Below are 25,551 nucleotides of genomic sequence, written 5' to 3' on the forward strand. Positions count from 1 at the left end.
GGTGCGTGATACATTTATCCTTTTCCCTTAAAAACGCCCCCTAAAAGCGTAACAGAACCCACAGACAGACACCACAAGGAGGTGAACCCTATCGCTGATTATATGACCGCAGGAACGGAGCTGCCCGCTTACCTGCCTTACCCCCGTTTCCTGCTGGAAACAGACCTATCCCACACCGCAAGAGAGTTATATGCGCTGCTGTTAGACCGTTCCACCCTTTCGCAGAAGAACGGCTGGCAGGACAGCGAGGGACGGACATACATTGTCTACCCCATAGCAGAGATAGCGGAAATGCTGGATAAAGGCTGCACCACCATAAAGGGCGCACTGAACGAACTGGACGCTGCCGGGCTGCTGGAACGCAGACGGACGGGCTTTTCTGCCGCCAACCGTCTGTATGTGAAAGTGCCGCCTATCCCAGTGGTACAGTTTTCCGACCAACTGACGGACGGAAAACCGCCCCTCATAAGGGCGGGAAACCGACCAACTGACAGCCGGAAAACTGACCTTATGACGGTCGGAAAACCGTCCCCTAACCAAACTAATATAAACAACCTAATAGAGAGCCAAACAAAAGGAGCGAGTGAGGGGCAGCCCCCCGCCGCTTATGGCAGATATAAAAATGTATTTCTTTCTGACACAGAACTTTTGGAGCTGGAACAGGACTTCCCCGGCAAGTGGGAGTATTACCTTGACCGCCTTTCCTGCCACATCGCTTCCACCGGGAAGCAGTACCAGAGCCATGCAGCCACCATTTACAAGTGGGCGCAGGAGGACGCTGCCAAAGAGAAGCCAAAGAAAGGCATACCGGACTATTCATTCAAGGAGGGAGAAAGCCTATGACCGATACAATCCACAACACCATACTGCCTATGACCGACACCACAGCCGAGCCGGAGGATTACACCGGGGAGGACGGGCTTTTATACTGCGGCAAATGCCGGAAACCCAAAGAAGCCTATTTCCCGGAGGGCAAGACCTTTTTCGGGCGTGACCGCCACCCGTCAGAGTGCGACTGCCAGCGGGCAGCCCGTAAGGAACGGGAAGCCGCCGAGAAGCGGCGCAGCCACCTTGAAACGGTGGAACGGCTGAAACGGCAGGGCTTTACAGACAAGACCATGCAGGACTGGACATTTGCCAACGATAACGGCAGCTGCCCGCAGATGAAGAACGCCGCCGGATATGTGGCACGCTGGGAACAGATAAAGGACGGGAACTACGGGCTGCTCTTGTGGGGCAGGGTAGGCACTGGGAAAAGCTATTTTGCCGGGTGTATTGCAAACGCCCTCATGGAGCAGGAAGTCCCGGTGTGCATGACAAACTTTGCAGCAATATTAAACGACCTTGCCGCCAGCTTTGCGGGCAGGAACGAATATATTTCCCGCCTTTGCAGCTTCCCCCTGCTCATCATTGACGATTTTGGAATGGAGCGTGGCACAGAATACGGTCTGGAACAGGTCTACAATGTGATTGACAGCCGCTACCGGAGCAGGAAGCCGCTGATTGTGACGACCAACCTCACGCTGGAGGAATTGCAGCACCCGGAGGACACCGCCCACGCCCGGATTTATGACCGCCTGCTTGAAATGTGTTCCCCTCTCTGCTTTACCGGGGAGAATTTGAGGAAAGCCGCCGCACAGGGAAAAATGGAACAGCTGAAACGGCTGCTTGCCGGAAAGGAGATTTGCCTATGACCGACACCCAGAGAAACAAACGCCCTGCCCGCCGCCCGGACTGCGTGACCGAAACGAGGATAGGCAACACAATCCTTGTGGTGTCTGGCTTTTTCAAGGAGGGGGCGACCGACACCGCCGCTGACAAGATGATGAAAGTGCTGGAAGCAGAAGCCGCCGCCGGATATTTGACCTGTGATAAGCCTGATTGAAAAACCGTCATTTTTACCGACCGTAAAGAAGCAGATTTGACGCTTTTGCCGCTATACAGACAGCCGCCCCATGTGGTACAATCAAGGTACGGAATAGTGGGGCTGGCTGTCGGAAACGGAGGAATTTATGTTAAGACAGACCACCCAGCAACTCATTACCGCCCTTTACCCAAGACTGTCCCATGAGGACGAGCTGCAAGGCGAGAGCAATTCCATTTCCAACCAAAAGAGGATTTTGGAAACCTATGCCAAACAGAATGGATTTTCTAATCTGCGCTGGTACACCGACGACGGTTATTCCGGTGCGAACTTTCAAAGACCCGGATTTCAAGCCATGCTTGCAGACATTGAAGCAGGGAAAGTCGGGACAGTTATCGTCAAGGATATGTCGAGGTTAGGGCGAAACTACTTACAGGTGGGAATGTACACAGAAATGATTTTCCCACAGAAAGGTGTCCGCTTCATCGCTATCAATGACGGAGTGGACAGCGCACAGGGGGAAAATGATTTTGCCCCGCTGCGGAACATTTTTAACGAATGGCTGGTGAGAGATACGAGCAAGAAAATCAAGGCAGTAAAACGCTCTAAGGGCATGAGCGGAAAGCCCATCACAAGCAAGCCCGTCTATGGCTACCTCATGGACGAGGACGAAAACTTTATCATTGACGAGGAAGCCGCCCCGGTGGTACGGCAGATTTACAGCCTTTGCCTTGCCGGGAACGGTCCGACCAAGATAGCCCGTATGCTGACCGAGCAGCAAATCCCCACGCCGGGGACGCTGGAATACCGCAGGACGGGCAGCACCCGCCGCTACCACCCCGGCTATGAGTGCAAGTGGGCGACCAATACCGTGGTTCATCTGCTGGAAAACCGGGAATATACGGGCTGTCTGGTAAACTTTAAGACCGAGAAGCCGTCCTACAAGCTGAAACACAGCATAGAAAATCCCCCGGAAAAGCAGGCGGTTTTTGAGAACCACCATGAGCCTATCATTGACCGGGAAACGTGGGAACGGGTGCAGGAGTTACGCAAGCAGCGCAAACGCCCCAACCGTTATGACGAAGTGGGCTTGTTCTCCGGCATACTCTTTTGTGCCGACTGCGGCAGCGTCATGTACCAGCAGCGATACCAGACGGACAAGCGCAAGCAGGACTGTTATATCTGCGGAAGCTACAAGAAACGCACCGCCGACTGCACAGCGCACTTTATCCGCACTGACCTCTTGACCGCTGGCGTACTCTCCAATCTGCGGAAAGTTACCAGCTATGCGGCAAAGCATGAAGCCCGGTTTATGAAGCTTTTAATCGAGCAGAATGAGGACGGGGACAGACGCAGGAACGCCGCCAAGAAAAAGGAGCTGGAAGCCGCCGAGAAACGCATAGCCGAGTTATCTGCTATCTTCAAGCGGCTGTATGAGGACAGCGTAACCGGGCGCATATCGGACGAGCGTTTCACAGAGCTGTCGGCAGACTATGAAGCCGAGCAGAAAGAACTGAAAGAACGTGCCGCCAGACTGCGGGAAGAACTTTCCAAAGCGCAGGAAGCCACCGCAAACGCTGAAAAGTTTATGAATGTGGTACGCAGGCACACTACCATTGAAGAACTTACCCCTACTCTGCTGCGGGAGTTTGTGGAGAAAATCGTTGTCCATGAAAGCGTTGCCCTTGACGGGAAACGCCGGGGCAAGTTACGCAGACAGGAAATCGAAATCTATTATTCTTTTGTCGGCAAGGTAGAACTGCCCGACACCTAACCGCCCGACCTATCCGACATACCTCATGTGCCGGATAGGAACGGCAAAATTTTTTACACTTCTATTACTTCTTTATCACACATAAGCAAAGTCCCAGGGCATGAAGCAGCTCATGGCTAATTAGATGTAATAAAAGCGGAGAAAGGAAAAGCACAATCCAGACGGAACCGGCGGTGTAGTCAAGAAATATTGTGGAAACGCAAGATTTCTGCTATAATGGGTATAAAACACTTGACGATGGAAAGAAAGGCGGGAAGCCTATGCACATTAGTTATCAGCCACTATGGAACACACTGAAAGAGCGTGGCATGAGGAAAGAGGATTTGCGGCTTGCCGCCGGTCTTACCACAAATATGATTGCCAACATGGGCAAGGGAAAGAATATCAGCATGGAAACGCTGGTTCGCATTTGTGAAGCCTTGAATTGTGGTATTATGAATGTGATTAAATTAGAACAGGACAATATCTAAAGCGATATAATTTTATATTTGATTCGATTTGCACAAAAAATTAAATTTTAATTGTGTATATTTTCTATTGTACCAATGTAAATAAGTGCTATCATAAAATAAAACAAGTACATTTGAAACATTTTATGATTTGAGAGTGTGCTTGCAGGTTAGTAGCATATTGCCAATAACTGAATACAAAAAATGTAGGTTCTGGTCATTTTAGAAAGGAGCATTGTTTATGAAAAAATTTAGTAAAAGATTGTTTACCTCGTTGGTAGCGTTTTGTATGCTTTTTTCTGTGAGTGCGGTTCCTGCTTTTGCAGCGGAAACAACAACGGAAATAACGGATACTCAACAGCCGGTAGTCATTGGAGAATATGACGGATACTTAACCGATGTTATGATTTCCGATGGTGTCACCAAAAGAGCAGTCGCTAATGTTCGTATTAACTCTTATGCAACTTATGATGAGGATGATGGGATTCAAGTTCATGTGAAGTTGTATGTACCGTGGTATGAATCTCCAAAACCGGAGTTCACTGGTATGACTGGTACAGTTAATGTGCTTATGAACAAAAAATCCACCAATACGGCATTTGCAGAATTAGCCGACGGTGAAGAAACAATCGAAACTGATGTGGATACTGGAAGAACAGGTAATAGCGGAGATAAGGGAACGGTTTCTGTTTCTGGTGTTGCTACCGCTAATAATGCCTTGGCAGGCGGTGGAGCTTTCGCTATTTCTTACCCTGTGACACTTCCCTAATTAAATGCAAAACAGTTGTGAATTAAGGTTGGTAATAGGTAAAATGAAACGGTTATTGGCAATATGCGTATGTTTTTTTATGTGTGTAGGCTTATGTTCGTGTGATTCTTCCCAAACTCGGTCGGTATCATCATATAACTGGTCTTTAGAATTTATTACTGATTTAGATGGTAATATGTTATTCTCAGGTTCAGTGCATGATGACATACCAGTATTGGATTTGACATTGAGTTTTGAAGAAAAAAGTTTTATCTTAACAGATAACACTCATAAACAAGAATGGACAGGTACATATTCGCTTGAAAAGATTGACAATTCTTCTTCGAAACTCGGATTAACTTTTGAAAATTTAGAGGAGCCTGTTACAGGCGTATATGGAACAAGAGTTTATTCTGATGATTCAGAAAGCGCAACAATTACATTACAAACTGATGAAAATATCCTGTCTTTTGTTGGAGAAGATTCATAAATAAAAACAGCCGCTGTAGGAACAAAATCCTACAACGGCTGTTTTTATTTCCACGGCCTGCGCCGGAAGTTCATACCAGACTGTTTTATCAGCGGGGATTTCTTGAACAGCTTTTTCAAAAGGCTTCGTTCCTCTTGTGAGAGCCGCTTGTATTTGAGCCGGAACGCCTTGCAGAATATCTCCGTGAATTGCTGAACCCTGTCCCCCGGAGATTGCATGGCCTTTTGTACTTCCCGTATAAGTTCATCGGCAGGCGTGGTATCCGGCGCACTTTCGCTGTCATTTTCGTGCGCCTTGCGTATATCATGGAGAATGACGTCCCATGTTTTGTGCGTCACATGGCAGAAAAAATCTTCTTCCTCTATCTGACAGGCTTCCAACACTTTGATTGCCCGGTCTGCCGCAGCTTCGGGGTGTTCTTCCAGTACCATAGCCCGTAAAGCAGCCAGTGAGCTGTTTGTGTCATGGAAGTGCATGGTTGCTATCCCGTCCACATAGATTTCTGCGTCTGCCAGCAATTCCTTAAATTTTTCATGGGAGATAATCTCACACAGCAGCCGGTTATTGAAGCGTTCACTTTTCAGCAGTTCCACGACTTCATCACTCAAATGTAATTCTTCTATCGGGGTGTTTTCATATCTCCGATTATTGGTAAGGCCGAGCAGATAGTCAACCGACACCTGATAGAAGTCTGCCAGCTTCAACAGGCTGCCGTGGTTAATTTCCTTGTATTCGTCGTTGTCGTTTTCATAACTGCCGAGGGCTGATTTTGAAATGCCGGTTTCCTGTGCCAGTTCTTCCAGATTCAAGCCCCGTTCCACCCGTAAATCTTTCAGGCGTTCCTGTACGGAAATGCGGGTTTTCATAAACACATCGCTCCTTCCTGCGGCTGGCTGCCGCTGTTATTCCTTATTATACCATATACCGTTCCGAAATCGTGGAATTTTTCGATTTTGGGGCGGTTTTCCTATTTTATGGACATACGGGAAAGGGTTCAAAAATGAGCTATGATTAAGTCAGTTCATCGATGGATTATTTCCAATCGAATGACCGGCCTGATGGGATATGCTCCCCGGCGATGTAGCGCAACGACCTGCGGCAAGGAAATGGAGGAACCTTGACCGCAGCGAGCGTACCAACGGGAACGAAACGCCGCTGTGAGATTCAGGGGCAGGAACGACAGCAGGACAACCCGGCAGAACTGATACCAAAACGCTACCCAAACACGACAAATCGGCGGGGTGTAGTCTGCCCCGTCCGTAATACTATGGGGCATTTCAAAGCGGCTCTATGGCCGTATTTTCCTTGAAAATCGCCCCGAAACATGACACCAAAAACCTTTATCCGCCTGTTCCCGTTGTTACGGCTGAAATGGGCGGATTTTCTATGATAGGAGGCACTATGCCGAGAATGAGCAAGAAACGGAAGTTGGAGCTTTCCTTCTTCCTCAATGACCGGGGGCGTGTGGCCTACAACGACCTGTGCCGGAAGTGCCAGCATAAGTGCAAGCAGAGTTTCCGGCTGTCGTGATAGACTGCCCCCATTACCTGTCAAAACGAGCCAAGCGAAAGGAGAAAATCAGTTAAATGGAATTTGAATTTATGAGCGCAGACACGGTTCTGCCGCCTTGTATGCCGCTACCCGCCGCAATGCTTCGGCTGCCGATCAGCAGCACAGCAAAAGTCATGTATGCCCGTCTGCTGAACACCACCCTTACGGCAGGGATAGAGGATAGCAACGGCATTTTGTTTGTCCGTTTTCCTATCATGGAATTAGCGGCAGCCCTCTCCCGCAGCCCCGTCACTGTGAAGCGTTCCCTGAAAGAATTGGAGGACATCGGGCTTATCCTGCGGGTGCGCCGGGGTGTGGGAGAACCAAACCGCATTTACACGCTGCTTCCCAAAGGAGGGCTGCCATGATAAATGAGAAGCTGGAAAAGCTGAATCAGGAGATTGCCAAAGGCGAAGCCAGACTGCGGCGGGCGCAGCATGAAGAAAAAATACTGGAACACCAGGTGAAGCAGCTTACCCGGAAGGAACGGACGCACCGGCTCTGTACCAGAGGAGCTATGCTGGAAAGTTTCCTTTTAAGGCCGGAAGTGCTGACAGACGAGGATGTGATGGACATTCTGAAACAGGCATTTTCTCAAAGTGGCATGAAGGAAATAGTTGCAGAAAGCGTGAAAGGGCGGGTAGCCGGGGAATCCCTTACGGAGTAAGGGCGCAACTATACACCGGTCAAGCCGGTGCGTTGCGCCCTGCCGGGGGCTTCCTGCGGAAAGCGGATGATTTTCAGCACCGTTGCGGCTGCTTCCAATCATCACAGGGGACGCTACACTTCCCCTGCGCTGGCTGCGCCAGCTACCCCTTTGTGGACTTGCCGCCCGGGAACACCTTGCGCTGCAAGCTGTTCCCGTCCAGCAAGTTTACAATTTATCTATTCCAAAACAGGACTGCCCGTAGTATAATAAAGCTAATGACGAACACTATCTAAGGAGATGGTTTTATGTATGGATTGATTGCTTTGAATTTCATCATACCCTTTGTTATGGTTTTTGTAGGATATATCTTAAAGAAGCACCCGGTAAAAGATATGACATCCGGTAACGGATACAATACGCCTACATCTCGGAAGTCACAAGAGCATTGGGATTATGCACAAAGCATAGCACCTAATATTTTTATTGGTATTGGCAAAACATTAGGTTTGGTAGAAATCGTTTTGTGTATATCCTTACTTCTTCTTAATATTTCTACACAGACTACCGTATTTGCAGGAGTAGTTGTTGGAATTATTTTTCTGATTTTTGGATTTTATAAAACAGAAACTGGAATTACAAGTAAATTTGCGAACAAAAACTTTTAAGCTATTAGACAGCTTTCCATCATCGAGCCAACCTGACCCGAACCTTCAAAACTGAATACTAATCGCCTACCAGCGACACCACTAAGCAGGAAATCAGAAACGGTTTCCTGCTTTTCTTTTGCCCAAAATCAACCACAGGAAGGAGGAACGCTATGCCCTGTCCACACCATGATATAAAAATAATCCAGCGCAGCAACCACCAGTCAGCCGTTGCGTCTGCCGCCTACCAGAGTGGGGAACGGCTGTTTTCCGAGTACGACCAGAAGCAGAAATACTATTCCCATAAAAGCGAGATTGTCCATACAGAAATCATGCTGCCGCCCCACGCCCCACCAGCGTATGCAGACCGCAATACTTTGTGGAACGCCGCCGAAGCTATCGAGAAGCAATGGAACTCCCAGCTTGCCCGGAGAATCGTGCTTGCCATACCGAGGGAAATCCCCCCGGAACAGCACGCCGACCTTATCCGGGACTACTGCCGGGAGTTTTTTGTTTCTAAAGGCATGATTGCCGATTTTGCCATCCACGACAAAGGGAATGGGAATCCCCACGCCCACATCCTGCTGACCATGCGGGCAATGGACGAAAACGGGAAATGGCTTCCCAAGAGCCGGAAGGTTTATGACCTTGACGAGAACGGCGAGCGTATCCGGCTCCCGTCCGGGAGCTGGAAAAGCCACAAGGAGGATACCGTGGACTGGAACGACCAGAAGTACGGAGAGATCTGGCGGCAGGGCTGGGCGGCTACCGCTAACCGCTATCTGGAAGCCAACGGACGCCCGGAGCGCCTTGACCTTCGTTCCTATGAACGGCAGGGGCTTGATAAAATCCCCACCGTCCATATGGGGCCAGCAGTCAGCCAGATGGAGAAACGAGGGATACAGACCAACATCGGCAACTTGAACCGGGACATCAAAGCCGCCAATTCCCTTATGCAATCTATCCGGCAGATGGTACGCCACCTGAAAGGCTGGATTGCAGACCTGAAGGAGAAAAAAGCCGCCCTGCTGGAAGCCTTGCAGGAATCGAAGGAACCCACCCTGCCGGAGCTGCTGGGGAAATATCTGGATTTGCGCCGGGAGGAACGTACAGGCTGGACAAGCAAAGGCCAGCTTACAGGCAGCGTTGCCGATTTCAACAAGGTTATGGAAGCTATCCGCTATCTGCGGGAAAAGGAGCTGTCCACTGTGCAGAGTTTGGACGCTTATCTGGATACCGTCAGCGGGCAGGCCGTTTCCATCCGGGCAGAGATGAAGCCGAAAGAACAGCGTATGAAAGAAATCAACACCCTGCTTTCCCATATCGCCAACTTTGAAGCCCATAAGCCGGTTCATGTGGAGTATGCTGCCATCCGGTTTAAGAAGCCACGGGAACAGTTTGCCGCCGCCCATCGGGACGAGCTGGACGCCTATAATGCCGCTATCCGTTATTTCAAGGTGCATTTGAAGGAGAAGAAGTACAGCATTAAAAAGCTGAATGAGGAACAGACACAGCTTGCCGGAGAAGTTGCCGGATATAAGGAACGGTTGTCCGCATTACAGGAGGATGTGAAGATTCTCCGGGATGTGCGTCACTGGCTCAATCAGGTTCTTCCGTCTGAACAGTACCGCCAGACCGCCGAGCCGGGAAAGAAACCGTCCATCCAGCAGGCAGTCAAAGGCCGGACGCAGCGTATCCGGGAAGAACAGGCCGAGAAACGGAAGCAGCCCCGCACAGAGAAAAAACAGGATATGGAACTTTAATAGGCGCTTGCTATTTTCTTTTTCGAGAATGACAGGCGCTTTTCTTATTTTCAGGAGGATTTATTTGAATGTATTTAAAGCTGTCAAGCAGTCTGTTACCACCCGGCAGGCTGCGGAGCATTTTGGAATCCGGGTGGGACGAAACGGGATGTGTGTCTGCCCCTTCCATGCTGATAAAAACCCCAGCATGAAGGTTGACCGGCGCTTTCACTGTTTCGGCTGTCAGGCAGACGGGGATGTGATTGACTTTGTTTCCCGTCTGGAAGCTGTCAGTCCGAAGGAAGCCGCCCTCATGCTGGCGCAGGAGTTCTCCATCCCCTATGAGGACAGGGAACCACCCGGCAGGAGAAAACCCAAACCCCGGCAGGAAACCCCGGAACAGCGGTTTTGCCGCATGGAGCGTTACTGCTTCCGGGTGCTGTCCGATTATTACCATCTTCTGCGCCGCTGGAAACGGGACTATGCCCCTAAGATGCCGGAAGAAGCATGGCACCCGCTTTTTGTGGAAGCCTTGCAGAAGCAATCCCATGTGGAATATCTGCTGGATGTGCTGCTCTCCCCGGATATGGAGGAACGGGCAGTCCTTATCGTTGACTATGGAAAGGAAGTGAGCAATCTTGAAAGACGAATGGCAGAGCTTGCCGCCCAAGATACGGCAGGCCGCAGAACAGACCATACAAGAAGCAGCCCCGCCCCGGAGCATTGAGGAAGTAAAGGCCATGCTGGAAAGCACCGAGAAAGGCAGCGTCCGCAACAGTATCCGCAACTGCCTGACCGTCTTTCAGAATGACCCGCTGCTTTCCGGGGCAATCGCAAAAAATCTGCTGACCGAGCGAGTGGACATTGTAAAGCCCATCGGCTACCACCGCATCGGCACCGCCATCACGGACACGGATATGAACTATCTGCTCCTGTATCTGGAAGAAACCTATGGGCTTACCAGTGAGAAAAAGATTACCGCCGCCATCGGGATTGTTGCCAATGAAAACGGCTACCACCCCGTCCGGGACTACCTGAACGGCCTTTCATGGGATGGGCAGGAGCGTATCCGCTATTGCCTGCGCCACTTTCTGGGAGCCGACACCGACCAGTACACCTATGAAGCCCTGCGGCTGTTCCTGCTGGGAGCCATCCACCGGGCATTTTGCCCCGGCTGTAAATTTGAAGTCATGCTCTGTCTGGTGGGCGGTCAGGGAGCCGGGAAATCCACCTTTTTCCGGCTGCTGGCAGTAAAAGACGAGTGGTTTTCCGATGATTTGCGGAAGCTGGATGATGATAACGTGTACCGCAAGCTGCAAGGCCACTGGATTATCGAGATGTCGGAGATGATTGCCACCGCCAATGCCAAGAGCATTGAGGAAATCAAGTCATTTTTAAGCCGACAGAAGGAGGTCTATAAAATCCCATACGAAACCCACCCGGAGGACAGGCTGCGGCAATGTGTGTTCGGCGGCACTTCCAATGCCCTTGACTTCCTGCCCCTTGACCGTTCCGGCAACCGGCGCTTCCTGCCGGTCATGGTGTACCCGGAACAGGCCGAGGTTCACATTTTGGAGGACGAAGCCGCTTCCAGAGCCTATCTTGCACAGGTCTGGGCAGAAGCCATGACGGTTTACCGCAGCGGGGATTTTAAGCTGTCTTTCAGCCCGGAAATGGTGCGCTATCTCAAAGAACACCAGCGGGATTTCATGCCGGAGGACACCAAGGCCGGGATGATACAGGCATACCTTGACCGCTATACCGGCGGCATGGTGTGTTCCAAGCAGCTTTTCAAGGAAGCCCTGAACCACCCCTTTGACGAGCCGAAGCAATGGGAAATCCGGGAAGTCAACGACATCATGAACCATTGCGTGACGGGCTGGAATTACTTTTCCAACCCCCGTGTGTTCCCGGAATACGGCAGGCAAAAGGGCTGGGAGCGTGAAACGAAAGCAACGGACATCAGCAACGGAGCTGAAAAAATCCCGGAAGGATTTGAGGAAGTCACGGAACAGATGGAGCTTCCCTTCTGAAAAATGCAGCCGGTTGCCGACCCTGTTGCACTCCCGTTGCCGAGCCGGTTGCCGGGAAACCCCCCGTAACTGCGGGCTTTTCCCCTTATCAGCAACCAAAACAACAGAAAAATAAAAGAAAATAAAAATAAGAGCCAAACTGCCAGACAGAGATAGTTTTCAGGTTTTTTGAAGCCCGTTGCCGGACTTCGTTGCCGACCTTCTCCTTGTCTGGCTTATTCTATTATGGAGGATAACTGCCTATGGCAAAAACGAAAACAGAGATTCATGTTACCACAGTTTTTGACGGCGAACTGGACGCCACAGACGTCTTTGTGAGCCTGATTGCCCAAAAATATGGGCAGAATACCAGCAAAGAAAATCTTGCGAAAACACAAGATTTAGAGTATAATAAGGATGAGGTTCAGAAGAACCGTGTTCCGTCTGGATTGTGCGGGTAAACGGTTATGATGAACGGATATGAATATACAGACATGGACGCAATACTGGCAGGCAGCTTCCGGGCAGCCATCTATTGCAGGCTTTCCAAAGACGATGACCTTGACGGGGAGAGCGCCAGTATTGCCAACCAGCGGGATATGCTGGAAAAATACTGCGAAAAGCAGGGATGGGAGGTTGTGGCAGTCTATCAGGACGATGGCTACACGGGGCTGAACATGGAGCGCCCCGACCTGAAACGGATGCTCAAAGCCATCGAGCGCAGGCAGATAAACCTTGTCATAACGAAAGATTTATCGAGGTTGGGCAGAAATTATTTGCAGACCGGCACACTCATTGAGGACTTCTTTCCCCGCCACGGCGTCCGCTATATCGCCATGAATGACGGTATCGACACCATGCGGGAGAATAACGACATTGCGCCGTTCAAGAACATCCTCAACGAGATGTACAGCAAGGATATTTCCAAGAAGGTACATTCCTCTTACCTTCTGAAAGCCCAGCAAGGCCAGTTTACCGGCTGTATCGCCCCTTTCGGGTATCAGAAAGACCCGGAGGACAAAAACCATCTGCTGGTGGACGAGGAAACCGCCCCCATTGTCCGGCAAATCTTCCGCTGGGCGCTGGAAGGACACGGCCCGAACTTTATCCGGCGCAGGCTGGAAGAACAGAAGGTGCCTTGCCCTACATGGTGGAACCGGGAACGGGGCTTCCGCAATGTCCGCACTAAATGGGAAAAGAAAGACCCGGTAAACGGGCGGTATATGTGGGATTTTTCGGTAATCAAGGACATCCTGATGAATCCCGTCTATACCGGGGCTATCGCTTCCCAGAAGAAGGACTACCGCTTCAAAATCGGCACCATCGGGGAAAAAAAGCCGCAGGACTGGATTGTGGTGGAGGAACGGCATGAGCCGATTGTTGACCGCAAGAGCTTTGACATCGTGCAGGACAAGCTGAAATCCCGGCAGCGTTCCCGCCAGACCGGGGAAATCAGCCTGTTTGCGGGGCTTCTCAAATGTGGCGAGTGTGGGAAATCACTGACTATCCGCTACACCAACGACAAGCACCCGAAGCAGATTTATTCCTGTAAGACCTATAATGCCTATGGGAAACAGCACTGTACCCAGCACCGTGTGGAGTACGAAACCCTTTACCGCCTTGTGCTGAACAAAATCCGGGAATGTGCGAAGGCCGCCCTGATGGACGGGGAAGCTGTTGCCGGACGGCTTACCAACACCTGTGAAGCCGAGCAGAAAGGCCAGCGGGAAGCGTTGGAGCGTTCCCTGACGAAGCACGAGGAACGGATTGAGGTACTGGAAAAAATGGTGCTGCGGCTCTATGAGGACATGGTTGCCGGACGTATCAGCGAAGCAAACTTCAATCTCATGCTGGATAAGACGCAGAAGGAACAGGCTGAACTAAAGGAACGGGTTGAACAGGGGCGCAGGAAGCTGGCTGATGAAATCCGCCTTGCCGTGGACGCCAAGCAATGGGTGGACGCCATTCAGGAATACGCCGACATCACGGAGCTGGACGCTGCCACCCTCAACCGTCTGATTAAAGAAATCGTTGTCCATGAACACATCGACAGCGATAAGACACGACACATTTCTATTGAAATTCATTTTAATCTCAAACCCATCCCGGAGGTGGAACAGGTCACGGCCTGACCTGTTCCCGCCGGGGCGGTTCTAAAAAAATTCCATAAATTTCTTGACACGCCGCCGCCCGCCATCGAGCAGAGTTTTACACCTATTTTGGTATGAAACAGCTCATGGCGGGCGGCGGCATCATCGTCATTGGCACCACACTGATCCCTCTGCTGTCTGGCCTGTTTTAAGGTAGGCGCTTATGGATTTTCTCACCGACTGGCTCACAAACTGGCTCAAAGAGCTTCTGATTGGCGGGATCATGGGGAACCTCGACGGTCTTTTTGATACTGTCAATACCCAAGTCGGAGAGATTGCGGCACAGGTAGGGACTACCCCGGCGGCGTGGCACGCCGGGGTTTTCTCCCTGATCCGACAGCTTTCCGAAACGGTGATCCTGCCGATTGCCGGAATGGTGCTGACCTTTGTTGCCACTTATGAGCTCATACAGATGCTTTTGGAAAAGAACAATATGCACGAGGTTGACGTTGCGAACCTCTATAAATGGATGTTCAAAACAGCCTGTGCAATCTTAATCCTGTCAAATACATTCAATATCGTCATGGCTGTGTTCGATGTGTCGCAGAGCGTTATCGCGCAGGCAGGCGGGCTCATTCAAGGCTCTACCGATGTTTCGGCGGATATGCTTGCTGAACTGGAAACCTCACTGGAGGCGATGGATTTGGGGCCGCTTTTGGGGCTGTGGCTGCAGTCTGCGCTCATTGGCTTCACGATGAAGGCGATGGGAATTATCATTTTCGTTTTGGTGTATGGCAGGATGCTGGAAATCTATCTGCTGACCAGTCTGGCCCCCATCCCCGTTGCTACGCTTTCCAACCGGGAGCTTGGCAGCACCGGGCAAAACTACATCAAGTCCCTGTTTGCCGTGGGCTTTCAAGGGCTGCTGATCCTTGTATGTGTTGCAATTTACGCAGTGCTCATTCAAGGCATCGCAACAGGCGGCGATCCCATTGGGGCGATTTGGGGAACTGTGGGCTACACGGTTTTGCTTTGCTTCATGCTCTTTAAGACCGGGAGCATTGCCCAGCGTATCTTTGGCGCTCATTAACAGGAGGTGGTGCTTATGCCGAGAAGATACGGGGCAGACGGAACGCGCTTATGGAATGGAAAAACGCCGGAGGAGTTTACTGAGGCAGACGCTTACCGCTTTATGGCGGAAACAGAGGCCGTCCTGCAAAGAAAAGAGTTGATGGACGACCCCGCCCAGCCTGCTCCGGCAAGCGGAAAGGAGGAATTTTATCTGAGTAAGAAAGACGATGTATTGCTGACCCCGGAGCAGATTGCTGCGGAGGAACGGCGCTGGCTGTTTGATGCTCCCATCGCGGAGCTTGCAGAAGTCAAGGGCATTAGCATTGATGAGGCAGTAAAAATGCGGACAGATGCTGTCTTGCAGGAGGCGGTTGTTCCGATCACGGTATCTGTCCGCCCGATTGAGCCGCAGGGAAAACTGATCGGCTTCGCCAGCGTCAATTTTGGCGGTGTGGTCATCGACGATTTTAAGGTTGTGGCCGGGAAAAACGGGATTTTCCTCGGCGCTCCCTCTAAACCCGATCCTGCCAGCCGGACGGGATACCGGGCTACGGTTCGGATTCCTGACCGCGCCACACAGGAACGGATTAACGCGGCTGGTGTGGAGGCGTATCATGCGGCGGTGGAACAGCTTGTTGCACGGGCCCAGGCGGTACGGCCTACCCCGATCAAGGAGCAGATGGCCGAGGCTGCAAAGCAAGCGGGAAAAGAAAACGCTGCCCGGCCTGCGCCTGCCAAGACAAAGGAGGCCCGTAATGACCGATAGCCGCACTTTGGGACAAAGTGTCCCGAAGGAGGGCTTGTTTCTCATGGATGGCATTGAGGGCCTGCGCTCCCTGCCCAAACATAGCGTGGATATGCTGCTGACCGATCCGCCCTACGGCACAACCCGGAATTATTGGGATGTGCCCCTGCCGCTCCCGGAACTGTGGGAGGCGGTGAAATGGGCGGTCAAGCCGAATGGTGCAGTGCTGTTCTTCGCACAGTGCCCCTTTGACAAGGTGCTGGGCGCATCCAACCTCGCCATGCTCCGCTATGAGTGGATTTGGTACAAGGAGCGCGGAACAGGTTTTCTCAATGCAAACCGGGCTCCACTGAAAAAGTCCGAGAATATTTTGGTGTTTTACCAGAAGTCCCCGGTCTACAATCCGCAGTTTACTTATGGCAAGCCTTATACCCGCGTACATTCCCGAAGCGGTACAAGCTCCAACTATGGAAAATTTGAACGGCAGGGCTCGGAGTCCAACGATGGCCGCCGCTATCCCGGAAATGTGCTTTTTGTGCCTACGGTGTCCGGCGGCATCCACCCCACGCAGAAGCCCGTGGAGCTCTGCGAGTATTTGATCCGCACCTATACCCGCCCCGGCGAACTGGTCGCGGACATTTGCGTTGGCTCCGGCACAACCGCGATTGCAGCCATCAACACAGAACGCCGCTTTGTATGCTTTGAAACGGCCCCGTCCTTTTATGCCGCCGCCAGTGAGCGCATCCGTGCGGCGCAGGCAGTAAAAAGCTCCGGCGAGAAAGGAGTGTAATTATCCAGCAGTATTCTATCATTTACGCCGATCCCCCTTGGCGCTACTCGGCTAAGAAAGTACAGGGCGCGGCGGAAAATCACTATCCCACTATGAGCATTGAGGATTTATGTGCGTTGCCTGTGGCTGATCTTGCAGCCCCGGACAGCGCACTCTTTTTATGGGCTACTTTCCCGCAGCTCCCGGAGGCGCTCCGGCTGATCGAGGCTTGGGGCTTCACCTACAAAAGCGTTGCTTTCGTCTGGCTGAAAAAGAACAAGAAGGCGGATAGCTGGTTTTACGGCCTTGGCTTCTGGACAAGGGGCAATGCAGAAATCTGCCTGCTGGCAACCAAGGGACATCCAAAGCGGCAGGCTGCCAACATTCATCAATTCATCATTTCCCCGATTGAAGCCCATAGCAAAAAGCCGGACGAGGCCCGCGACAAGATTCTTTCCCTGATGGGAGATCTGCCCCGCGTGGAGCTCTTTGCCCGGCAGACCCCGCCCGGCTGGGCTGTATGGGGGAATGAAGTAACACCAACCATCCCGGACTTTGGGACACATTGTCCCGAAGTGCAGAAAGGAGTGTGATCTATGCCCTATGTAAACGTACCAAACGATTTATCCAAAATCAAAACAAAGATGGCTTTCAACCTCACCAAACGCCAGCTTGTCTGCTTCGGCAGCGCGGGCGCGGTGGGGATTCCGGCCTATCTGCTGACCCGTGGCACCCTCGGTAATACCGGGGCGATGTTTCTCATGCTGGGAATTATGCTCCCGGCGTTCCTGCTGGCGATGTATGAAAAGGACGGCTTGCCCTTTGAAAAGGTTGTGCGAAACATCATCCGGGCCAAGTTTCTAAGGCCGGGGATCAGGGCCTACCGAACCGAAAACATTTATGCGCCCTTTGCCGGGCTGGGCGCTGGAAAGGAGGATGTGATTGAAAAACACAAAGAAGAAAAACGGAGCCGCCGCCAAGGGTAAAGGCCGGGCGATTCTGTCTGCTCAGCAGACAATCCCGTATCTGTCCATGCACCCGGACGGTGTGTGCAAGCTCCCGGGCGGGCTCTATACAAAAACCGTGGAATATGAGGACATCAATTACTCCGTGGCATCCACCGAGGATCAGACCGCCATATTCAGCGGATGGAGCTCATTCCTCAACTACTTTGACAGTTCGCTGCCGTTCCAGCTTTCCTTTATCAACCGCCGTTCTCATTCCCGCAGCCGCTATCAGGTCAATATCCCGAAAGCGGATGACAACTATAACAGCGTCCGGGATGAGTTTACCGGGATGCTGAAAAATCAGATTGCCAAAAGCAATAACGGCATTGAACGCTCAAAATACATCACCTTTGGCATACCCGCCGAGGGGATTGCGGAGGCACGGCCCCGTCTGGAGCGTGTGGAGGCCGATGTCATGGGAAACTTTAAGCGACTGGGCGTTCCCTCGGAGCCGATGGACGGACGGGCCCGCCTTGCGCTGCTTCATAGCCAGATGCACCCGGGGAGCCGTGAGGCGTTCCGCTTTTCGTGGAAAGACATCCCACAGGCCGGGCTCGGCACAAAAGACTTTATTGCCCCGGACAGTCTCGACTTCCGCCAGTCCCGCACATTCCGCATCGGCCAGTATTGGGGCGCGGTGTCCTACTTACAGATTATGGCATCGGAGCTTTCGGATAAGTTGTTGGCGGAAATCTTGGAGCTGGATGCGGAAATGACCGTGACCATGCACATTCAGACCGTGGATCAGCTCAAGGCAATTAAGACCATCAAGGGGAAAATCTCGGACATCGGAAAAATGAAAGTGGAGGAACAGAGAAAGGCTGTGCGCTCCGGCTATGACCCGGATATTCTTCCCCCTGACCTGATTACATTCAGCAAGGACGCAGCGGAGCTTCTGGCTGATTTGCAATCCCGCAATGAGCGAATGTTTCTGCTGACCTTTACGGTGGTAAACCTTGCTCCTAACCGCCAGCGGCTGGAAAACGATGTGTTTACCGTGGGCGGTATCGCGCAGAAATACAACTGCGCTCTGCGCCGTCTGGACTGGCAACAGGAACAGGGCTTTGTTTCCTCGTTGGCCCTTGGTTACAACGAGGTAGAAATCCAGCGCGGTATGACCACCAGCTCCACAGCCATCTTTATTCCTTTTATGACAAGGGAGCTCCGCATGGCTGGGCAGGCCCTCTACTATGGCATGAACGCACTTTCTCACAATGTTATCATGGCTGACCGCAAAAAGCTGAAATCGGCAAACGGGATGTATTTGGGTTCTACGGGCTCCGGCAAGAGCTTTGCCGCAAAGCGCGAGCTTTTGAATGTGTTTCTCACCATCCCGCAGGATCGGATCATTGTGGTTGACCCGATGGGCGAATATGCGCCGCTGGTGCGAAGGCTGGGCGGTCAGGTGATCGAGATTGCCCCGGACAGCCCGCACCATCTCAATCCGATGGATGTGGAGCTCAATATGGCCGCCGGAGAAAGCCCGCTTTCCATGAAGGCGGATTTTCTTTTATCCCTGTGCGAGCTGGTGGTCGGCGGCAAGGAAGGCTTGCAGCCCATTGAAAAGACGGTCATTGACCGCTGTGTGCGTTTGGTGTACCGGGAACAGGCGCTCGGACTGGAAACTGCAAAAACACCGCTGTTGCAGGATTTGTACGAAGAGCTCTTACGCCAGCCGGAGCCCGAAGCCCGGCGCGTGGCAACTGCCTTAGAGCTTTATTGCACAGGCTCCCTCAATCTCTTTAACCATCCTACCAACGTCAAGACGGACAGCCGTGTGGTGTGCATCGTTCTGAAAAACATGGGCGAAAACCTTAGAAAGATTGCAATGCACATCACAAATGAGTTTGTTTCGCAGGCGGTGGATCAGAACTTCCACGAGGGTGCGGCGACTTGGTGCTACTTTGACGAGTTTCATATCCTGCTCCGCGATCCGCTGACAGCCAGCTACTTTGTGGCAGTCTGGAAAATGCTGCGTAAAAAAGGATGTGTGCCGTCTGCTTTGACGCAGAACGTCAAAGACCTTTTGGCCAGCCGGGAAATCGAGAACATTCTGGACAACACGGATTTTATGATTCTGCTTTCGCAGGCGCAGAGTGACCGCACCATTCTGGCAAAACAGCTCGGCATTTCCGAGCACCAGCTTTCCTATATCACACACAGCAATTCCGGCGAGGGCCTGTTGTTCTATGGAAATGTGACCATCCCGTTTGTGGATCGGTTCCCTCGCGGAGAAATCTATGACCTGCTGACTACCCGCCCGGAGGATATGAAGAATGAAACGAAAAACGAATAAGGCCAAGGAGGAGGCTTGGTCGCAGACCGCCCACGCCCCTAACGGGGAGCAGCCCGGGCCGGAGGCTTCCGACACTTCGGGACAAAGTGTCCCAAAGTCCAAGTTCCGCAAAAAGAGCCAGCAGGAACAGGCTGCGGCGGCAAAGCTCCGTATGGAGTCCCAAGGCGAAAAGCTGGAACAGGCCCGGGAGAAGCTGGCAAAGCAAAAGCCGCCGAAAAAGCCTGGCCCGGTAAAACGCATAGGCCGTGTTGCCAGTGGTTCCGTTCACAGCTTCGTGCATGGCAAGATTTTTGAAGTGGAACAGGAAAATGTCGGCACAGAAGGCGCACACCGTTCTGAGCTTGTGGGAGAAACCGCGCTGCGGCACGGCTCCCGCTTTGTGCGCCGTAAAGTCCGGGAACATCCGGCAAAAGTGGTACGCAAGGCCGAGGCCCGCTATACCAAATACACGGCGGACCACCATTTTCACACCGCCGCACAGGAGCACCCGGAGCTGACGAAAAATGCCCTTACCCGCTACTGGCAAAAGCAACGGCTTCGCAGGCAATACCGCAAGCAGGCAAAGGAGGCTGCAAAGCAGGGCGCGGCTGCGGCTGGGAAAACTGCCACAGCCGCAGAACACCTGACCGCCCGGGCAGTGGAATTTGTCAAAAGTCATCCCGCAGGTGCCGTGGTTGCGGTGCTCTGTGTGTTACTCCTGTTTGCTATGCAGTCCTGTTCCTCTACCATGCTTATGCTGGGGAACGCCGGGGCCGGTGCATTAGGGGCCAGCACCTATCCTTGCGAGGATCGGGATATGCTGGCCGCCGAAGCTGCCTACTGTGCGCTGGAAGATGATTTGCAGCATTATCTGGACACCTATGAAAGCACCCATGACTATGACGAATACCACTTCGATCTGGACGAAATCGAACATGACCCCTATGTGCTGCTTTCTCTTTTGTGTGCGCTCCATGAGGGGCAATGGACAATAGACGAAGTACAGGGAACGCTGCAAATGCTGTTTGACCGCCAGTATATTCTCACGGAGGATGTAGTGGTGGAAACCCGGTATCGCACGGAAACCGACACATGGACGGACGAGGATGGCAACTCCCATACGGACACCTATCAGGTGCCTTACGATTATTACATCTGTACGGTCACGCTGGAAAATTTTGATTTGTCCCATGTGCCTGTATACGTTATGGGTGAGGATCAGCTTTCCCGGTATGCCATCTATATGGCAACGCTGGGAAACCGCCCTGATCTGTTCCCGGATTCTCCCTATGTGAACAAGTACATTACCGGGAAACCCGGTGATTACGAAGTGCCCGGAGAATATCTGGACGATGAAACCTTTGCCGCGATGCTTGCCGAAGCGCAGAAATATATCGGCTATCCCTATGTGTGGGGTGGCAGTTCTCCTGCCACTTCCTTTGATTGCTCGGGCTACGTTTCGTGGGTCATCAATCACTCCGGCTGGAATGTGGGCAGGCTGGGAGCCCAGGGACTCTATAACATCTGTACGCCGACCAGCTCTCCCAAACCCGGTGATCTGGTGTTCTTCAAAGGCACCTATGACACGCCGGGCGTGAGCCATTGCGGGATTTATGTCGGTGACGGAAAAATGCTGCATTGCGGAGATCCCATCGGCTACGCAAATTTGAATACAAGCTACTGGCAATCTCATTTTTACGCCTACGGGCGTTTACCGTGACAGGAGGTTTTGAAATGGCAACTACCAAAAGCATGAAAATTCAGGCCGAGATTGATAAGGTCAAGGCCAAAATCAGTGAACAGCAGGCCCGGCTCAAGGAGCTGGAGCAGAAAAAGCTGGAGGCAGAAAACAGCGAGATCGTGGACATTGTGCGCGGTATGAGCATCTCCCTTACGGAGCTCCCGCTGCTGTTTGAAAAGCTGAAGGACGGAGGTACTTTGGGACAAAGTGTCCCGAAGTCCGAAGAAGAAAAGGAGGAAAACTGAATATGAAACATTTTCGTATGTTGGCGGCGGGGCTTTGCTCCGCCGTTCTTTTATGCGGCTTTGCGATCCCAGCCTACGCCTATTCGGACGGCGGGAATGAGGAACCGCCTGTTGTGGAAGAAACTCCGGCCCCGGAGCCAGCGCCTACCATTACCCCGGGCGAGGGCTTTTCGGAGGATGGAAACCTTGTGACCCGCGATCTGCTCTACGATGCCGCAACCAACAAACAGTTCATCACGGTGGAAACCAGCGGCGGCAACACCTTTTACATTGTCATTGACTATGACAAGCCTGTGGACGAGGACGGCGAACAGTATCACACCTACTTTTTGAACATGGTGGATGAAGCCGATCTGCTGGCGGCACTGGAGGCCGCTGGCGGAGAACTTCCGGCCTGCTCCTGCACAGAAAAATGTGCGCCCGGAGCCATCCATACGGATTGCGAGGTCTGCGCGGTCAACATGACCGAGTGTGCTGGCACAGCTCCCGAATCCGCTCCGGTGACGGAACCTGCGGAGGAGCCGGAACCCGAGCCCCAGCAGAAAAGTAATACCGGGACGCTTCTGCTGATTTTGGCAGTGGCTGTTCTGGGCGGCGGTGCAGGCTGGTACTTCAAAATCTACCGCCCGAAGCATGAAAAAGCTGCTGTACCCGAAGAGGATTACAGTGAGGAACTGGCTGATTATGACGATCCCGAGGACGATGGGCCGCCTTGGGACGAGGACGATACCGAAAGCGAGGATAATGAATGAGATTTACAAATAACCCCTATGAGGGATTTATGAAAGAAAAAAGCTACTTTAAGGGTGTGCCGCCAAGCCTGCCGCCGAAGGGCTCCCGTTGTGACGGCTGCCCTTACTGGCGCGGGATCGGCTGCGTGTTCTGCTACCGGGAGCAGCTCAAACCACCGGGCAACGGGAGGTGATACTGTGGGCCGAGAACTGACCCGGACAGAAAAAGCGGCAATCCGCAGGCTGGTGTCAAAATGGTGTGCCAACTATGACCGGGACTGCGGCTGCCTGCCGCTGGATTGCGAGTGCTATATGTTTGGGAAATGCTGGACAGGGGCTTATTGCCGCTACTTCCGCGAGGCAGTTCTGCCCCTTGATCCGGCGCTGGAGGCTGCGTTGCTGACAGAGGGGCCAAGGCCGGATTTCAAGGCTTGCCCGGTATGCGGCAGAGCCGTGGCTCCTGATGGACGGCAAACCTATTGTTCGGCGGCCTGTGCAAAGGCGGCACACCGCAGACAGCAGCGGGAATATATGCGGAAAAAACGGAGCTGATGTGTTGACAATTAGACCATCACAAATCCGCTTGTAGCAAGGCTTTTTAAGGCCCTTTTCTGCGGAAGGCGTATGTTTCTACGTCCGCCCCTGTTTCCGTGAGATGCTGTCAACATTTTAGCTGCCGGGGCTTTGGGACAATTTGTCCCAAAGTTCCGGCTTTTGTGGAAGGAGGTACTATGCCGAAATATTATCCGATCAATGAAGAAGCCGCAAAGCGGGCAAAAGATATGAACAGCTTTTCTGACTATCAGCCGGGCTCCGCTACGGCGGGCTACCGGGCAATGGTCGATGAAGCGTATGCAGCGGCGGAACGCCAGAAAGCCCGTGTCGATCCAATGTACCATGATAAGATTGACGCGCTGGTGGATCGCTATGCCCGGAAACTTGCGGAAAATCTGAATGAACGCAATGTGATTGATGCCCGGGTGCCCTCTATTCTGATCTCCGGGGGCGGCAATTTCCCTGTGACAAAAAAGCACAAGCAGAACGCCGCCCGGGATCGCAACTATGGAGAGTATGCGGAGATTTCAAAGCTGCTTGATAAAATCCGCTCTGTTGGAATGGGTGGGATCAGCGCGGATGACGATCTGGCCGTGGAAAAGCTGACAAAAAAGCTGGAGGGGCTGGAGTCCCTGCAGGCCACCATGAAGGCAGTCAATGCGTATTTTCGGAAACACAAAACGCTGGACGGCTGCCCGGAGCTTACGCCGGAGCAGGCCGAAAAGCTCAAAGCAGATATGGCGCAGTCATGGCACTTGGACAAAAGCAAGCCATACCCCGCCTATCTGCTTTCCAACAACAACGCCAACATCCGCCGTGTGCGCCAGCGCATTGAGGAACTGAGCAGCCGCTCCGAGTTTGCTGGCTGGACATTCCCCGGAGGCGAGGCAAAAATCAACGAGGCTGAAAATCGTTTGCAGCTTATTTTTGAGGAAAAGCCCGATGCCAATCAGCGGCAGGAACTGAATAGCAACGGCTTTAAGTGGGCTCCCAGCCAAGGGGCATGGCAGCGGCAGCTTAACCAGAACGCCATCCGTGCTGCGGCCCGGATAGACTTTCTGCGGCCCGAGGACAGTACAAGCCCCTATCAGCTCCAGCCGTTTGTGAAAAGAGAAAACAAAGAAATGTCTCGATGATGGGAGGTGTACTATGGACAAAAATCAAGGCTACGCCATTTTGAAGGCGGTCATGCTGGAAAATGGACGAGGATTTGTATTGGGCGAACATCCCACCGCGCCATCCCGCTATGTCACATGGGCCTGCTATGATGACAAGGACGGCCAGCGGCAGTATGAATGGGGTCACTATGGAAATGACCGCACCGCGATGGAACAGGATTTCACAGACCGGGTGCAGGACTATCAGCGTATTTATAACGTCGGGATCAGGCAGACCGAGGCTCCCGGCCTTTACAAGTATTATTCGACCCAGCGGCCTGTGGACATCGGGACATTCCCGAAGCCGCCTTATAACAAGCCGGATGAAATCTTCAATTACGATCAGCGCATCCCGGTGGAAAATGGCTCGTTCTTGGCTTGGGGCTATCTTACCTATACCCGCCCGCTAACGGAAAAACAGGCATCCGACTATGAGCTGCGTCCTGCGCCTGATAATCCCGACAGGCCCCGTCCGATTGCCGAGCAGATGAAAAATGCGGCAAAGTTGGCGGAGGCAGATCGCGGCCCGGAGGCACTGGTTCCCCAGCGCAGGCAGCCTGACCGTGGCGATAGATAAGGAGGAGCGTGTATGGAAAAGAAACGTGAACAGGAATTGTCTGTACTGGAGGTGCTGCGCCTGCACCGTGAATTTCATTTGCCGCACCCTGTTCCGGCAGACGAACAGGAAAAGCCGCTGGATAAGGTAAAGGAGCCGCCCCGCGCCTGCCGCAGCCGGGAGCGTGAGGAGCGATGACAAAAAAGCGCCGCCGTCCGATCCATCTTCATGTGATGGTGTCGGAGGCGGAGCAGGCCCTGATTCAAGAACGTATGGCGGAGGCTGGCATCCGTAATATGGGAGCCTATATGCGGAAAATGGCCCTGAGTGGGTATGTGCTTCATGTTGACCTTTCGCCTGTTCGTGAGCTGGTTTCGCTCCAGCGGCGCTGCTCCAACAATCTGAACCAAGTGGCAATTCAGGCCAACACCTACGGCGCAATTTATCCCGAAGAACTCGCAGCCTTACAGCGGGACTATGCTGCTTTGTGGGGGCCGCTGTCTGATCTTTTGAAACAGCTCTCCGCGCTGGTAGAGCTCTGACCCGTCCGGGGAGTGGTTGATACCGCTCCCCGGCTTTTTCTACTTCGGGACAAAGTGTCCCAAAGTAAAAATACTGTTTGCCGGAAGGAGGAATTTTTACGGCGACCACCTACATCCGCCCTTATAAAACAGCGGCGGGAAAAA

32 protein-coding genes and 2 pseudogenes are annotated in these 25,551 nt (G+C 52.5%); 33 read left to right on the top strand and 1 reads right to left on the bottom strand.

Annotation, left to right across the window (positions count from 1 at the left end; genetic code table 11):
* Positions 1 to 102 precede the first annotated feature (102 nt).
* The 7 genes from DWX00_RS00880 to DWX00_RS00910 all read left to right on the top strand — a co-directional run bounded on the left by DWX00_RS00880 (position 103) and on the right by DWX00_RS00910 (position 5,325).
* Complete coding sequence (locus tag DWX00_RS00880; protein ID WP_002594233.1) at positions 103 to 843, top strand: replication initiator protein A; 741 nt, start codon at positions 103 to 105, stop codon at positions 841 to 843.
* Entirely contained in the window at positions 840 to 1,694 is an 855-nt protein-coding gene (locus DWX00_RS00885) for an ATP-binding protein (RefSeq protein ID WP_002594232.1), read from the top strand. The genes DWX00_RS00880 and DWX00_RS00885 overlap by 4 nt, the downstream gene beginning before the upstream one ends.
* Entirely contained in the window at positions 1,691 to 1,885 is a 195-nt protein-coding gene (locus DWX00_RS00890) for a transposon-encoded TnpW family protein (RefSeq protein WP_002594231.1), read from the top strand. The genes DWX00_RS00885 and DWX00_RS00890 overlap by 4 nt, the downstream gene beginning before the upstream one ends.
* Positions 1,886 to 2,012: 127 nt before the next feature.
* Complete coding sequence (locus DWX00_RS00895; protein ID WP_002594230.1) at positions 2,013 to 3,638, top strand: recombinase family protein; 1,626 nt, start codon at positions 2,013 to 2,015, stop codon at positions 3,636 to 3,638.
* A 260-nt stretch (positions 3,639 to 3,898) separates the two neighbouring features.
* Positions 3,899 to 4,108 (top strand): helix-turn-helix domain-containing protein, encoded by a 210-nt coding sequence (locus DWX00_RS00900; protein WP_015514784.1) that lies wholly within the window; start codon positions 3,899 to 3,901, stop codon positions 4,106 to 4,108.
* Positions 4,109 to 4,328: 220 nt separating this feature from the next.
* Positions 4,329 to 4,856: a hypothetical protein gene (locus tag DWX00_RS00905; protein ID WP_007884079.1), complete on the top strand. Its 528-nt coding sequence runs from the start codon at positions 4,329 to 4,331 to the stop codon at positions 4,854 to 4,856.
* Positions 4,857 to 4,899: 43 nt separating this feature from the next.
* Positions 4,900 to 5,325: a hypothetical protein gene (locus tag DWX00_RS00910; protein WP_022261510.1), complete on the top strand. Its 426-nt coding sequence runs from the start codon at positions 4,900 to 4,902 to the stop codon at positions 5,323 to 5,325.
* Positions 5,326 to 5,369: 44 nt separating this feature from the next.
* Here the strand turns inward: DWX00_RS00910 and DWX00_RS00915 are convergent, their stop codons facing one another.
* Entirely contained in the window at positions 5,370 to 6,191 is an 822-nt protein-coding gene (locus tag DWX00_RS00915; RefSeq protein ID WP_006859270.1) for a helix-turn-helix domain-containing protein, read from the bottom strand.
* A 251-nt stretch (positions 6,192 to 6,442) separates the two neighbouring features.
* Here DWX00_RS00915 and DWX00_RS19520 point away from each other — a divergent pair, with 251 nt between their 5' ends.
* The 26 genes and pseudogenes from DWX00_RS19520 to DWX00_RS01040 all read left to right on the top strand — a co-directional run bounded on the left by DWX00_RS19520 (position 6,443) and on the right by DWX00_RS01040 (position 25,407).
* The gene (locus tag DWX00_RS19520) at positions 6,443 to 6,634 is read left to right on the top strand and encodes a hypothetical protein (RefSeq protein ID WP_154314213.1); all 192 of its coding nucleotides are present in this window, start codon (positions 6,443 to 6,445) and stop codon (positions 6,632 to 6,634) included.
* 92 nt (positions 6,635 to 6,726) lie between these two features.
* A pseudogene (locus DWX00_RS00925) lies at positions 6,727 to 6,911 on the top strand (hypothetical protein).
* Entirely contained in the window at positions 6,912 to 7,244 is a 333-nt protein-coding gene (locus tag DWX00_RS00930; protein ID WP_006859272.1) for a hypothetical protein, read from the top strand.
* Positions 7,241 to 7,543 (top strand): DUF3847 domain-containing protein, encoded by a 303-nt coding sequence (locus tag DWX00_RS00935; RefSeq protein WP_006859273.1) that lies wholly within the window; start codon positions 7,241 to 7,243, stop codon positions 7,541 to 7,543. Before DWX00_RS00930 ends, DWX00_RS00935 begins: the two co-directional genes overlap by 4 nt.
* 287 nt (positions 7,544 to 7,830) lie before the next feature.
* On the top strand, positions 7,831 to 8,190 hold the full coding sequence (locus tag DWX00_RS00940; protein ID WP_006859274.1) for an SdpI family protein: 360 nt from the start codon (positions 7,831 to 7,833) through the stop codon (positions 8,188 to 8,190).
* A 152-nt stretch (positions 8,191 to 8,342) separates the two neighbouring features.
* Positions 8,343 to 9,932: a MobQ family relaxase gene (gene mobQ, locus DWX00_RS00945; protein ID WP_006859284.1), complete on the top strand. Its 1,590-nt coding sequence runs from the start codon at positions 8,343 to 8,345 to the stop codon at positions 9,930 to 9,932.
* Between the two features lie 64 nt (positions 9,933 to 9,996).
* Positions 9,997 to 10,638, top strand: coding sequence for a CHC2 zinc finger domain-containing protein (locus DWX00_RS00950; protein WP_014081132.1), 642 nt, complete (start codon positions 9,997 to 9,999; stop codon positions 10,636 to 10,638).
* Between the two features lie 13 nt (positions 10,639 to 10,651).
* A complete protein-coding gene (locus DWX00_RS00955) occupies positions 10,652 to 11,944 on the top strand; it encodes a virulence-associated E family protein (protein WP_007884071.1) in 1,293 nt (430 codons plus the stop codon).
* 242 nt (positions 11,945 to 12,186) lie between these two features.
* Positions 12,187 to 12,384 (top strand): hypothetical protein, encoded by a 198-nt coding sequence (locus tag DWX00_RS00965; protein WP_006858666.1) that lies wholly within the window; start codon positions 12,187 to 12,189, stop codon positions 12,382 to 12,384.
* 6 nt (positions 12,385 to 12,390) lie between these two features.
* Positions 12,391 to 14,055 (top strand): recombinase family protein, encoded by a 1,665-nt coding sequence (locus DWX00_RS00970; RefSeq protein ID WP_007884068.1) that lies wholly within the window; start codon positions 12,391 to 12,393, stop codon positions 14,053 to 14,055.
* A gap of 89 nt (positions 14,056 to 14,144) precedes the next feature.
* A pseudogene (locus DWX00_RS00975) lies at positions 14,145 to 14,225 on the top strand (Maff2 family mobile element protein); the annotation flags it as partial.
* An 11-nt stretch (positions 14,226 to 14,236) separates the two neighbouring features.
* Positions 14,237 to 15,103, top strand: coding sequence for a VirB6/TrbL-like conjugal transfer protein, CD1112 family (locus DWX00_RS00980; RefSeq protein ID WP_118594479.1), 867 nt, complete (start codon positions 14,237 to 14,239; stop codon positions 15,101 to 15,103).
* Between the two features lie 15 nt (positions 15,104 to 15,118).
* Positions 15,119 to 15,850 (top strand): septation protein SpoVG family protein, encoded by a 732-nt coding sequence (locus tag DWX00_RS00985; RefSeq protein ID WP_118594480.1) that lies wholly within the window; start codon positions 15,119 to 15,121, stop codon positions 15,848 to 15,850.
* Entirely contained in the window at positions 15,840 to 16,619 is a 780-nt protein-coding gene (locus DWX00_RS00990) for a DNA-methyltransferase (RefSeq protein ID WP_044024669.1), read from the top strand. The genes DWX00_RS00985 and DWX00_RS00990 overlap by 11 nt, the downstream gene beginning before the upstream one ends.
* A 2-nt stretch (positions 16,620 to 16,621) precedes the next feature.
* Positions 16,622 to 17,191 carry an MT-A70 family methyltransferase gene (locus tag DWX00_RS00995; protein WP_330416877.1) on the top strand — a complete coding sequence of 190 codons (570 nt, stop codon included), beginning with the start codon at positions 16,622 to 16,624 and terminating at the stop codon, positions 17,189 to 17,191.
* Between the two features lie 3 nt (positions 17,192 to 17,194).
* Entirely contained in the window at positions 17,195 to 17,584 is a 390-nt protein-coding gene (locus DWX00_RS01000) for a PrgI family protein (protein WP_118594482.1), read from the top strand.
* Positions 17,541 to 19,901, top strand: a complete 2,361-nt coding sequence (locus DWX00_RS01005) for a VirB4-like conjugal transfer ATPase, CD1110 family (protein WP_199669493.1) — start codon at positions 17,541 to 17,543, stop codon at positions 19,899 to 19,901. Before DWX00_RS01000 ends, DWX00_RS01005 begins: the two co-directional genes overlap by 44 nt.
* Positions 19,882 to 21,600 (top strand): C40 family peptidase, encoded by a 1,719-nt coding sequence (locus tag DWX00_RS01010; RefSeq protein ID WP_118594483.1) that lies wholly within the window; start codon positions 19,882 to 19,884, stop codon positions 21,598 to 21,600. Before DWX00_RS01005 ends, DWX00_RS01010 begins: the two co-directional genes overlap by 20 nt.
* 14 nt (positions 21,601 to 21,614) lie before the next feature.
* Positions 21,615 to 21,866 (top strand): DUF4315 family protein, encoded by a 252-nt coding sequence (locus DWX00_RS01015; protein WP_015563850.1) that lies wholly within the window; start codon positions 21,615 to 21,617, stop codon positions 21,864 to 21,866.
* Between the two features lie 2 nt (positions 21,867 to 21,868).
* The gene (locus DWX00_RS01020; RefSeq protein ID WP_117461325.1) at positions 21,869 to 22,618 is read left to right on the top strand and encodes a DUF4366 domain-containing protein; all 750 of its coding nucleotides are present in this window, start codon (positions 21,869 to 21,871) and stop codon (positions 22,616 to 22,618) included.
* Entirely contained in the window at positions 22,615 to 22,791 is a 177-nt protein-coding gene (locus DWX00_RS19790) for a hypothetical protein (RefSeq protein WP_014080211.1), read from the top strand. The genes DWX00_RS01020 and DWX00_RS19790 overlap by 4 nt, the downstream gene beginning before the upstream one ends.
* A 4-nt stretch (positions 22,792 to 22,795) precedes the next feature.
* The gene (locus tag DWX00_RS01025) at positions 22,796 to 23,149 is read left to right on the top strand and encodes a cysteine-rich VLP domain-containing protein (RefSeq protein ID WP_117461326.1); all 354 of its coding nucleotides are present in this window, start codon (positions 22,796 to 22,798) and stop codon (positions 23,147 to 23,149) included.
* Between the two features lie 179 nt (positions 23,150 to 23,328).
* Entirely contained in the window at positions 23,329 to 24,288 is a 960-nt protein-coding gene (locus DWX00_RS01030) for a hypothetical protein (RefSeq protein ID WP_117461327.1), read from the top strand.
* A 13-nt stretch (positions 24,289 to 24,301) separates the two neighbouring features.
* Complete coding sequence (locus DWX00_RS01035) at positions 24,302 to 24,886, top strand: hypothetical protein (protein ID WP_117461328.1); 585 nt, start codon at positions 24,302 to 24,304, stop codon at positions 24,884 to 24,886.
* Between the two features lie 12 nt (positions 24,887 to 24,898).
* Positions 24,899 to 25,063: a hypothetical protein gene (locus DWX00_RS19795; protein ID WP_014080207.1), complete on the top strand. Its 165-nt coding sequence runs from the start codon at positions 24,899 to 24,901 to the stop codon at positions 25,061 to 25,063.
* A complete protein-coding gene (locus DWX00_RS01040; protein ID WP_003020363.1) occupies positions 25,060 to 25,407 on the top strand; it encodes a plasmid mobilization protein in 348 nt (115 codons plus the stop codon). The genes DWX00_RS19795 and DWX00_RS01040 overlap by 4 nt, the downstream gene beginning before the upstream one ends.
* Positions 25,408 to 25,551: the final 144 nt, after the last annotated feature.

This window comes from Blautia sp. AF17-9LB (assembly GCF_003479185.1).
GTDB classification, from domain to species: Bacteria; Bacillota; Clostridia; order Lachnospirales; family Lachnospiraceae; genus Fusicatenibacter; species Fusicatenibacter saccharivorans.

Excerpts from the sequence above, each read along its gene's own strand:
- DWX00_RS00880 (WP_002594233.1), top strand. The coding sequence starts at position 103 with ATGACCGCAGGAACGGAGCTGCCCGCTTACCTGCCTTACCCCCGTTTC.
- DWX00_RS00885 (WP_002594232.1), top strand. The coding sequence starts at position 840 with ATGACCGATACAATCCACAACACCATACTGCCTATGACCGACACCACA.
- DWX00_RS00890 (WP_002594231.1), top strand. The coding sequence starts at position 1,691 with ATGACCGACACCCAGAGAAACAAACGCCCTGCCCGCCGCCCGGACTGC.
- DWX00_RS00895 (WP_002594230.1), top strand. The coding sequence starts at position 2,013 with ATGTTAAGACAGACCACCCAGCAACTCATTACCGCCCTTTACCCAAGA.
- DWX00_RS00900 (WP_015514784.1), top strand. The coding sequence starts at position 3,899 with ATGCACATTAGTTATCAGCCACTATGGAACACACTGAAAGAGCGTGGC.
- DWX00_RS00905 (WP_007884079.1), top strand. The coding sequence starts at position 4,329 with ATGAAAAAATTTAGTAAAAGATTGTTTACCTCGTTGGTAGCGTTTTGT.
- DWX00_RS00910 (WP_022261510.1), top strand. The coding sequence starts at position 4,900 with ATGAAACGGTTATTGGCAATATGCGTATGTTTTTTTATGTGTGTAGGC.
- DWX00_RS00915 (WP_006859270.1), bottom strand. The coding sequence starts at position 6,191 with ATGAAAACCCGCATTTCCGTACAGGAACGCCTGAAAGATTTACGGGTG.
- DWX00_RS00930 (WP_006859272.1), top strand. The coding sequence starts at position 6,912 with ATGGAATTTGAATTTATGAGCGCAGACACGGTTCTGCCGCCTTGTATG.
- DWX00_RS00935 (WP_006859273.1), top strand. The coding sequence starts at position 7,241 with ATGATAAATGAGAAGCTGGAAAAGCTGAATCAGGAGATTGCCAAAGGC.
- DWX00_RS00940 (WP_006859274.1), top strand. The coding sequence starts at position 7,831 with ATGTATGGATTGATTGCTTTGAATTTCATCATACCCTTTGTTATGGTT.
- mobQ (WP_006859284.1), top strand. The coding sequence starts at position 8,343 with ATGCCCTGTCCACACCATGATATAAAAATAATCCAGCGCAGCAACCAC.
- DWX00_RS00955 (WP_007884071.1), top strand. The coding sequence starts at position 10,652 with ATGCTGGAAAGCACCGAGAAAGGCAGCGTCCGCAACAGTATCCGCAAC.
- DWX00_RS00965 (WP_006858666.1), top strand. The coding sequence starts at position 12,187 with ATGGCAAAAACGAAAACAGAGATTCATGTTACCACAGTTTTTGACGGC.
- DWX00_RS00970 (WP_007884068.1), top strand. The coding sequence starts at position 12,391 with ATGATGAACGGATATGAATATACAGACATGGACGCAATACTGGCAGGC.
- DWX00_RS00980 (WP_118594479.1), top strand. The coding sequence starts at position 14,237 with ATGGATTTTCTCACCGACTGGCTCACAAACTGGCTCAAAGAGCTTCTG.
- DWX00_RS00985 (WP_118594480.1), top strand. The coding sequence starts at position 15,119 with ATGCCGAGAAGATACGGGGCAGACGGAACGCGCTTATGGAATGGAAAA.
- DWX00_RS00990 (WP_044024669.1), top strand. The coding sequence starts at position 15,840 with ATGACCGATAGCCGCACTTTGGGACAAAGTGTCCCGAAGGAGGGCTTG.
- DWX00_RS01000 (WP_118594482.1), top strand. The coding sequence starts at position 17,195 with ATGCCCTATGTAAACGTACCAAACGATTTATCCAAAATCAAAACAAAG.
- DWX00_RS01010 (WP_118594483.1), top strand. The coding sequence starts at position 19,882 with ATGAAACGAAAAACGAATAAGGCCAAGGAGGAGGCTTGGTCGCAGACC.
- DWX00_RS01015 (WP_015563850.1), top strand. The coding sequence starts at position 21,615 with ATGGCAACTACCAAAAGCATGAAAATTCAGGCCGAGATTGATAAGGTC.
- DWX00_RS01020 (WP_117461325.1), top strand. The coding sequence starts at position 21,869 with ATGAAACATTTTCGTATGTTGGCGGCGGGGCTTTGCTCCGCCGTTCTT.
- DWX00_RS19790 (WP_014080211.1), top strand. The coding sequence starts at position 22,615 with ATGAGATTTACAAATAACCCCTATGAGGGATTTATGAAAGAAAAAAGC.
- DWX00_RS01030 (WP_117461327.1), top strand. The coding sequence starts at position 23,329 with ATGCCGAAATATTATCCGATCAATGAAGAAGCCGCAAAGCGGGCAAAA.
- DWX00_RS01035 (WP_117461328.1), top strand. The coding sequence starts at position 24,302 with ATGGACAAAAATCAAGGCTACGCCATTTTGAAGGCGGTCATGCTGGAA.
- DWX00_RS19795 (WP_014080207.1), top strand. The coding sequence starts at position 24,899 with ATGGAAAAGAAACGTGAACAGGAATTGTCTGTACTGGAGGTGCTGCGC.
- DWX00_RS01040 (WP_003020363.1), top strand. The coding sequence starts at position 25,060 with ATGACAAAAAAGCGCCGCCGTCCGATCCATCTTCATGTGATGGTGTCG.